Annotated in this window: 2 rRNA genes; both read right to left on the bottom strand. The window is 46.0% G+C overall.

The annotated features are described in order from the left end of the window. Positions 1-46 precede the first annotated feature (46 nt). A 5S ribosomal RNA gene (gene rrf, locus PK35_RS16900) occupies positions 47-154 on the bottom strand. Positions 155-305: 151 nt separating this feature from the next. After that, positions 306-3125: ribosomal RNA gene (locus PK35_RS16895) — 23S ribosomal RNA — on the bottom strand. Positions 3126-3309 lie beyond the last annotated feature (184 nt).

Genomic DNA, 3309 nt, shown 5'->3' with positions numbered 1-3309 from the left:
AACAAATTTAAAACAAAAAACCCTTCACGTCATGTGAAGGGTTTGAAAAAGGCGGCGACCTACTCTCCCACGAGTGTAGTACCATCGGCGCTAATGGGCTTAACTTCTCTGTTCGGAAAGGTAAGAGGTGAGCCCCATCGCTATAACCACCTTAAATTATTAGTTAAAAAGTTTATGTGTTTGTAAAGCTATCTTTTAACTTCTCACTTGTTACTTTTTAACTGCAGCATCGCTGCAAATATTTTAACATATTGAAAAAAACATGATTTATAATTCATTTATGTACTCTTATAAAAAAACAGGCGTACAATAAGCCTATGGGTTATTAGTACTACTCGGCTATGACATTACTGCCTTTACACCTGTAGCCTATCAACGTAGTCATCTCCTACGACCCTTTAAAGAAATCTCATCTTGTGGTGGGTTTCGCGCTTATATGCTTTCAGCGCTTATCCCTTCCCAACGTAGCTACTCTGCAATGCCGCTGGCGCGACAACAGATACACCAGAGGTTAGTCCAACTCGGTCCTCTCGTACTAGAGTCAGATCCACTCAAATTTCTAACGCCCACTGTAGATAGAGACCGAACTGTCTCACGACGTTCTGAACCCAGCTCGCGTGCCACTTTAATGGGCGAACAGCCCAACCCTTGGGACCTTCTCCAGCCCCAGGATGTGACGAGCCGACATCGAGGTGCCAAACCCCCCCGTCGATGTGAGCTCTTGGGGGAGATCAGCCTGTTATCCCCGGCGTACCTTTTATCCTTTGAGCGATGGCCCTTCCATGCGGAACCACCGGATCACTATGCTCTTGTTTCCAACCTGATCGACTTGTAGGTCTCTCAGTCAAGCTTCCTTATGCCATTGCACTCTACGCACGGTTACCAAGCGTGCTGAGGAAACCTTTAGAAGCCTCCGTTACTCTTTTGGAGGCGACCACCCCAGTCAAACTACCCACCAAGCACTGTCCTTTCAAATGAAAGTTAGACTCTAGATAAGCAAAGGGTGGTATTTCAACAATGACTCCACAACGCCTGGCGACGCCGCTTCAAAGTCTCCCACCTATCCTACACATTACTTATCCAAAACCAATACTAAGCTATAGTAAAGGTGCACGGGGTCTTTTCGTCCCACAGCGGGTAATCGGCATCTTCACCGATACTACAATTTCACCGAGCTCATGGCTGAGACAGTGTCCAGATCGTTGCACCATTCGTGCAGGTCGGAACTTACCCGACAAGGAATTTCGCTACCTTAGGACCGTTATAGTTACGGCCGCCGTTTACTGGGGCTTCATTTGAGATCTTCGCCGAAGCTAAACCCTCCACTTAACCTTCCAGCACCGGGCAGGTGTCAGGCCATATACATCATCTTTCGATTTAGCATAGCCCTGTGTTTTTGATAAACAGTCGCCTGGACCTTTTCACTGCGGCCTTTCCGAAGAAAGGCGACGCTTCTCCCGAAGTTACGCGTCTATTTTGCCTAATTCCTTAGCCATGAATCTCTCGAGCTCCTTAGAATTCTCATCCCAACTACCTGTGTCGGTTTAGGGTACGGGCCGCTTCTCTCGCTTTTCTTGGAAGTCGCTTCTCTGGATTATCACCGCAACCGAAGTCTTAGTGTACTATCGCGGTGTTACCACTCGCTTCAACGTGCTATTCCGTCAGCACGCACCAAATATACGCCTCCGTCACTTTTATTGAGAGCGGGTACAGGAATATTAACCTGTTGTCCATCCACTACCCCTTTCGGGTTCGCGTTAGGTCCCGACTAACCCTCAGCTGATTAGCATAGCTGAGGAAACCTTAGTTTTTCGGAGTGCGGGTTTCTCGCCCGCATTATCGTTACTTATGCCTACATTTTCTTTTGTAGCTACTCCAGCATACCTCACAGTACACCTTCAACGTCACTACAATGCTCCCCTACCCATCTTTCGATGCCATAGCTTCGGTAGTATACTTATGCCCGATTATTATCCATGCCGAACCGCTCGACTAGTGAGCTGTTACGCACTCTTTAAATGAATGGCTGCTTCCAAGCCAACATCCTAGCTGTCAAAGCAGTTCAACCGCGTTTTTTCAACTTAGCATACATTTGGGGACCTTAGCTGATGGTCTGGGTTCTTTCCCTCTCGGACATGGACCTTAGCACCCATGCCCTCACTGCATTACATTATTTTATAGCATTCGGAGTTTGTCAGGAATTGGTAGGCGGTGAAGCCCCCGCATCCAATCAGTAGCTCTACCTCTATAAAACTAATAATACGCTGCACCTAAATGCATTTCGGGGAGTACGAGCTATTTCCGAGTTTGATTGGCCTTTCACCCCTACCCACAGGTCATCCGAAGACTTTTCAACGTCAACCGGTTCGGGCCTCCACTGTGTGTTACCACAGCTTCACCCTGCCCATGGGTAGATCACACGGTTTCGCGTCTACCACTACTAACTATTACGCCCTATTCAGACTCGCTTTCGCTACGGATCCGGTACTGAATACCTTAACCTTGCTAGAAACGGTAACTCGTAGGCTCATTATGCAAAAGGCACGCCGTCACCCTAATGGGCTCCGACCGCTTGTAAGCGTATGGTTTCAGGTTCTATTTCACTCCCTTATTCAGGGTTCTTTTCACCTTTCCCTCACGGTACTAGTTCACTATCGGTCTCTCAGGAGTATTTAGCCTTATCGGATGGTCCCGACAAATTCACACAGGGTTACACGTGCCCCGCGCTACTCAGGATACCACTATCGCTATAAATCTTACTTATACAGGACTATCACCCTCTATGGTTACTCTTTCCAAAGTATTCTAATTCAATTTATATTAAATGTCGTGGTCCTACAACCCCAATATTGCCGTAACAACATTGGTTTGGGCTAATCCGTGTTCGCTCGCCACTACTAACGGAATCACTTTTGTTTTCTTCTCCTCCGGGTACTTAGATGTTTCAGTTCTCCGGGTTCGCCTCCTTTACAGGATAATACATCTTCAATGTACTGGGTTGCCCCATTCGGATATTTGCGGATCAATTTGTATGTGCCAATCCCCGCAACTTTTCGCAGCTTATCACGTCCTTCTTCGCCTCTGAGAGCCTAGGCATTCCCCATACGCCCTTATTTAGCTTATTGTACTTTTTGCTTTTTTAATGAGTTTAATCAATCGATCTAAATCTATTGATTACTGATTAGTTATATCGCTCGCGTGATATAAAACTAATCTGAATTATTTTGCATTAGATTTCTATCTAATGTTTCATGTATCTTTTCAATATGTCAATGAACGGTTTTCTAATTCCGAATTCAAAATTTTGAA

The organism is Neotamlana nanhaiensis, assembly GCF_000943555.1.
In the GTDB taxonomy this organism is placed as follows: domain Bacteria; phylum Bacteroidota; class Bacteroidia; order Flavobacteriales; family Flavobacteriaceae; genus Neotamlana; species Neotamlana nanhaiensis.
This window is presented reverse-complemented; position numbering and strand designations above follow the sequence as displayed.